The following is a 4,985-nucleotide window of genomic DNA, read 5'->3' on the forward strand; positions in this document are numbered from 1 at the left end:
CGCTGGGCCTGGCGGAGGGGGACACCGTCTACGTGCGCGCCACCCGGGTACCGCCTATCGCCGAGGCCGCGGGTGTGCTCAGTGAGTCCGGCGCCGACGAGGACCAGGGGACGCTGACGTCGCTGCGGTGACGGCCTGGGTACAGTCGTCACCGAGCCTGGAAACACTGACGTATTTGCGCGCGGGACATGCGAAGGGGTGGCCATGCTGGGTAAGCCGCTCGGGTTTTTGGCAGTCTTTGCCATCATTTTGGGCGAGATGCTTGCCCCGACGACGGCCGCGGCGGACCCGTCTGGCTTTCCTGACCTGAACACCTTCGCGCCGGTGGACCCGAGGCCCTACCTCGGGGGAGGACTCGGGCAGCCATCGATCAATTTTCACTTTGCGACGCCCGACGGAGTGTTATGCCGCTGGCAGGGACAGTACCCCAGTGACCCAAACGCTTTCGTTGACGTTCGGTGTAGCGGCAACATTCCCGGGATCCCCGACGACGGCGGCCCGGGGTGCGCACAACTGAGCTCGATCGGACTGCATACCCCATATGTCTTTCACCAGGGGCGTCGGGGACTGCCCCCCATTTCCTGCTTGGATTGACGTGTTGCATGTTGGGCAGTCAGTTTCGGACGACAACGTCACCTGTGTTGTCGGGACAGGCAGTCTGACCGCGTGCATCGATGCCGTCCACAACCGCGGATTTGTCCTGCAGCCGGCCGGCAGCTGGGTGTTCTGACAACGGCTTCAGATTCCGCACTAAAGCGCGCCAAAAACTCAGGCGGCGATGCGCTCGGCGACTGCCTCGTCGAAGCGATCCAACACTGTCTCGACCACCAGTCGATGCGCGCCTAGCGGTGCTGCCATCGGAATCCCTTCTGCTTCAGCGCAACTGGCGACCCGGTCGGTCAGTCGCCCGGGCGCCAGGAACCACGGCGCGATCACTATGCGGCGCGCGCCACGGCGCCGGAGTTCCTCGGCGGCCTCCGCCACCCCGGGGCCGGCGCCGGTCGCGAACGCCGTTGTCGTGCCGGCCCACTGAGTGTCTGCCCGCAGCATGTTCGCGACCCGAGCGGTGCGTGCGTTAGCCGCGCTATGCGTCGAGCCGATCGCCACCACCAGCACCCCTAATTCCGGGTCGAGCGTGCTGACTCCCAACTCGGCGAGCCGCTCGCCCAACACGGACACCAGCCGATCGTCCTCGCCGAGCACGTCGGCCTGTCGCACGGGCACACCGCAACTCGCGATCTGGCGGGGGATGTCGATGCGAGCGTGGTAGGCGTCGGCCAGCAGCAACGGGGTGACCACCACACCCGGCCTGAGCACGTCCACCAGGCGTGGAGTGTTCAACTCGCAGAACGCCACCCGCACGCCGAGGCCAGGCCGCATGAAGCGAATCTGGTTGGCGACGGCCCGGGCGTTGGCCGCCGATCGTGAATCTGCGCTGCCATGCGCGGCCAGCACGAGGGTGGTCACGACGCGTGCAACCCGCATTCGGTCTTGGACTGCCCCTGCCAGCGTCCGCTGCGCGGATCAGCGCCGTCGACCACCTTCGCCGTACAAGGAGCGCAGCCGATCGACGGATAACCCTCGTAGACAAGCGGATTGACCAGGACCTCGTTTTCGTCGATATAGGCCTGCATGTCATCGTCGGTCCACGTGGCCAGCGGGTTGATCTTCACCAACCCGAACGCCTCGTCGAAGCTGATCAGCGAGGCGTTGGCGCGAGTCGGCGCCTCGACCCGGCGCAGACCGGTCACCCATGCGGAATAGCCGCGCAGCGCCTTGGACAACGGGGCGACCTTGCGACGGCGGCAGCATTCGTTGGGTTCGCGGGCGAACAGGTCCTTGCCCAGCAGCTGATCTTGCTCAGCGACAGTCTGCTCGGGCGTGACGTTGAGCACCGAGATGTCGTAGACCGCCTCGATCGCGTCACGGGTGCCAATCGTTTCCACGAAGTGATAACCGGTGTCCAAGAACATCACTGGCACGCCCGGACGCACCTTGGCCGCCAGATCGATGAGCACCGCGTCCTGCATATTGGAGGCCACAACGTAGTTACAGGTTGCCGACGAGCGGGGTCCACGGACCCCGCCGAAATGCTGATCGGTCCAGCGCAACAGGTCGCTCGCGTCGGCGCCCTCCAGCTCGGCGGCGCCCCGCTCGGCCAGTTCGCGTAATTCCGCTTCCGTCAACCCTTTCGCCTCCCCATTCATCGCAGATCCGCCTCATCGGCGCGTAGCGCCCAGGTCGCAAAGCGTTCGTCGGCATCACGCTGCTTGATGAAATTGCGTACTACGCGGTCGATGTAATCGCCGAGCTCGGTGCTGGTGACCTTGTGTTGGCGCAGTTTTCGACCGAAACCACTGTCCAGGCCCAAGCTGCCACCCAGGTGCACCTGGAACCCCTCGACCGAGCCGCCGTGGCCGTCGTCAACCATCTGGCCCTTGAAACCGATGTCGGCAACCTGGATGCGGGCACACGAGTTCGGGCAGCCGTTGATGTTGACCGCCACCGGCACGTCCAGTTGTGCGTTGATGTCGTCGAGCCGGCGCTCCAGCTCGGGCACCAGCACCTGGGAACGCCCACGGGTGTCAGCGAACGACAGTTTGCAGTATTCAATACCGGTGCAGGCCATCAGGTTTCGGCGCCAGTGCGACGGCTGCGACGGCAGACCCAGCGCATCCAGGCCGGCGGTCAGCTCATCGAGCTGATCGTCGGGAACGTCCAGGATGACCAGTTTCTGGTAGGGCGTGAACCGGATCCGCTGCGACCCCGCCCGCTCGGCCAAATCGGCCACCGCAGACAGGATGGTGCCCGACACCCGCCCGGCTATCGGTGCCACCCCAACGGCATTGAGGCCGTTCTTCAGCCGCTGCACACCGACGTGGTCGATCGGATGCTTGACGGGTTCGGGGGCCGGGCCGTCGATGAGTTTGCGCTTGAGGTATTCGGTTTCGAGAATTTCCCGAAACTTTTCAATGCCCCAGTCCTTGATCAGGAACTTCATCCGGGCTTTAGACCGCAATCGTCGGTAGCCGTAGTCACGGAACACCGATGTGACGGCCTCCCAGACCTCAGGCACCTCCTCGAGCGGCACCCAGGCACCGACCCGTTGGGCCAGCATCGGGTTGGTGGACAGGCCGCCGCCGACCCAAAGGTCCAGCCCGGGTCCGTGCTCGGGGTGGTTGACCCCAATGAACGCGACGTCGTTGATTTCGTGCGCGACGTCCTGCAGCCCCGAGATTGCCGTCTTGTACTTACGCGGCAGGTTGGAAAAGTCCGGGTTGCCGATGTAGCGGCGGACGATCTCCTCCACGGCCCAGCTGGGGTCGAGGACCTCGTCCAGCGATTCACCGGCCAGCGGGGAACCCAGCACCACACGGGGGCAGTCGCCGCACGCCTCGGTGGTTTGCAGGCCGACCGCGGCCAGCCGCTCCCAGATTTCGGGGACCTTCTCGATCTCGATCCAGTGGTACTGCACATTCTCCCGGTCGGAGATGTCGGCGGTGTCCCGAGCGAACTCGGTGGAAATCTGGCCGATCGTGCGTAGCGCCGCGCTGGACAGCGCCCCGCCGTCGCAACGCACCCGCATCATGAAGTATTTGGCTTCCAACAGGTCGGCATTCTCGTCGCCGGTCCAGCTGCCGTCGTAACCCTGTTCACGCTGGGTGTAGAGGCCCATCCAGCGCATCCGGCCACGCAGGTCGTTCTTGTCGATGCTGTCGAAGCCGGCTTTGGAGTAATGGTTCAGAATTCGGTCGCGCACATTAAGCGCGTCGTCATCCAGCTTGAACTGCTCGTTGGGGTTAAGCGGCTCGCGCTCACCAAGCGCCCACTGGCCTTCGCTACGGCCCTTGGCGGGGCGGGGGGACGTCATTTCGGCATCTCCTCTGTGGAGTAGCCGGCTTGGACCGCGCGGATCACCGGTTGCTGTCCCGGCGGCGCAGATCCGGGAGCCAGCTGAAAATACAGGTGGGCGGGTCTACGACATCAAGGCAGACAGCGACAGCTGCAGACACGCTTGAGATCGATGTGCCGACGCGCCACCAACGCGATGTCGAACGAGCTGCGGTGGGAGACGGTCACTCGGCCATTGTGCCATGGATGTCGCCAATGGTCGCTACCAGGGTGGAATTTCTCTCACAGTGAGCAAAACTACGTGGCAACCCTGAGACGTAGCGCAAACGTATCCGAGAGTCGGCTGCCAACGCAGCTCGTCAGCTCACATATTCGGCGCAAGAACCTGGGGCGTGTCGTCGCTGAAGTGGGGCTTTGCTGAGCGAAAATGGCCTGGATCCGGAAATGATCCGCCGAGGTCTATCCCGTTGGATGCGCCGCGGCCAGGTAGGTGAGAGTGAATGGGACTTCCGCGAGATCCCGCGTCAGCCGCCGTCGACGACGAGAATGACCACGACAAACCGGTCCAAGATCTTCGGGCCAAACGCGCTCGGGCCACCCGCCTCCGCGGCTTGGCCGCTGCGGCGTTGGTGATCGTGCTGGCCTGCGCCGGTTATGAGGGGTGGCTGCTGTTTCAGCGGCAGCAAGCGGATGCCGCTTCTCAGCAGGCACTCGCTGTCGCAGAGAAATACGTCGTCATGCTGACCAGCGTCGACAGCGACACGCTCGACAAGCATGTCGCCGACGTCCTTGATGGCTCGGCCGGTGAGTTCAACGACAACTACGCCAGAATCGCCGGCGGGCAGCACGGTCGGCACGTCGTCAACGACAAAGTGAAAACGCACGGGAAGGTCGTCGAATCGGCCGTCAAATCCGCGACCACGAACAAGGTTCAGGTTCTGCTAATGGTCGATCAGTCGGTGAGCAGCCTGGCCAGTCCCGAGCCGCAGATCGATCGCAGCCGCATCAAGATGACCGTGCAGAAGATCGACGGCCGGTGGCTGGTCAGCAAGGTGGAGCTGTTATGAAGATTTGGCGCACGATGCCCGCTGCGGCCGCGATCGCCGGATTGATCGTGGTGTTGTCAACCGCTG

At 64.3% G+C, this 4,985-nt stretch carries 5 protein-coding genes and 1 pseudogene; 2 read left to right on the top strand and 4 right to left on the bottom strand.

Annotated elements, in window-relative coordinates; translation table 11 throughout:
• A pseudogene (locus WBF82_RS11535) lies at positions 1 to 131 on the top strand (sulfate/molybdate ABC transporter ATP-binding protein); the annotation flags it as partial.
• Positions 132 to 768: 637 nt separating this feature from the next.
• On the opposite strand, the gene WBF82_RS11540 reads toward WBF82_RS11535, so the two are convergent.
• The 4 genes from WBF82_RS11540 to WBF82_RS11555 all read right to left on the bottom strand — a co-directional run bounded on the left by WBF82_RS11540 (position 769) and on the right by WBF82_RS11555 (position 4,080).
• Positions 769 to 1,485, bottom strand: a complete 717-nt coding sequence (locus WBF82_RS11540; protein ID WP_424383166.1) for a sirohydrochlorin chelatase — start codon at positions 1,483 to 1,485, stop codon at positions 769 to 771.
• The gene (locus WBF82_RS11545) at positions 1,464 to 2,207 is read right to left on the bottom strand and encodes a phosphoadenylyl-sulfate reductase (RefSeq protein ID WP_424383167.1); all 744 of its coding nucleotides are present in this window, start codon (positions 2,205 to 2,207) and stop codon (positions 1,464 to 1,466) included. Before WBF82_RS11545 ends, WBF82_RS11540 begins: the two co-directional genes overlap by 22 nt.
• The gene (locus WBF82_RS11550; RefSeq protein ID WP_424383168.1) at positions 2,204 to 3,871 is read right to left on the bottom strand and encodes a nitrite/sulfite reductase; all 1,668 of its coding nucleotides are present in this window, start codon (positions 3,869 to 3,871) and stop codon (positions 2,204 to 2,206) included. Before WBF82_RS11550 ends, WBF82_RS11545 begins: the two co-directional genes overlap by 4 nt.
• 113 nt (positions 3,872 to 3,984) lie before the next feature.
• Positions 3,985 to 4,080 (bottom strand): Ms4527A family Cys-rich leader peptide, encoded by a 96-nt coding sequence (locus WBF82_RS11555; protein ID WP_424383169.1) that lies wholly within the window; start codon positions 4,078 to 4,080, stop codon positions 3,985 to 3,987.
• Positions 4,081 to 4,352: 272 nt separating this feature from the next.
• On the opposite strand from WBF82_RS11555, the gene WBF82_RS11560 reads away from it, so the two are divergent.
• Positions 4,353 to 4,919, top strand: a complete 567-nt coding sequence (locus WBF82_RS11560) for an Mce protein (RefSeq protein ID WP_424383170.1) — start codon at positions 4,353 to 4,355, stop codon at positions 4,917 to 4,919.
• Positions 4,920 to 4,985: the final 66 nt, after the last annotated feature.

The sequence above is a fragment of the Mycobacterium sp. genome (assembly GCF_049673265.1).
In the GTDB taxonomy this organism is placed as follows: Bacteria; Actinomycetota; Actinomycetes; order Mycobacteriales; family Mycobacteriaceae; genus Mycobacterium.

Excerpts from the sequence above, each read along its gene's own strand:
- WBF82_RS11540 (WP_424383166.1), bottom strand. The coding sequence starts at position 1,485 with ATGCGGGTTGCACGCGTCGTGACCACCCTCGTGCTGGCCGCGCATGGC.
- WBF82_RS11545 (WP_424383167.1), bottom strand. The coding sequence starts at position 2,207 with ATGAATGGGGAGGCGAAAGGGTTGACGGAAGCGGAATTACGCGAACTG.
- WBF82_RS11550 (WP_424383168.1), bottom strand. The coding sequence starts at position 3,871 with ATGACGTCCCCCCGCCCCGCCAAGGGCCGTAGCGAAGGCCAGTGGGCG.
- WBF82_RS11560 (WP_424383170.1), top strand. The coding sequence starts at position 4,353 with ATGGGACTTCCGCGAGATCCCGCGTCAGCCGCCGTCGACGACGAGAAT.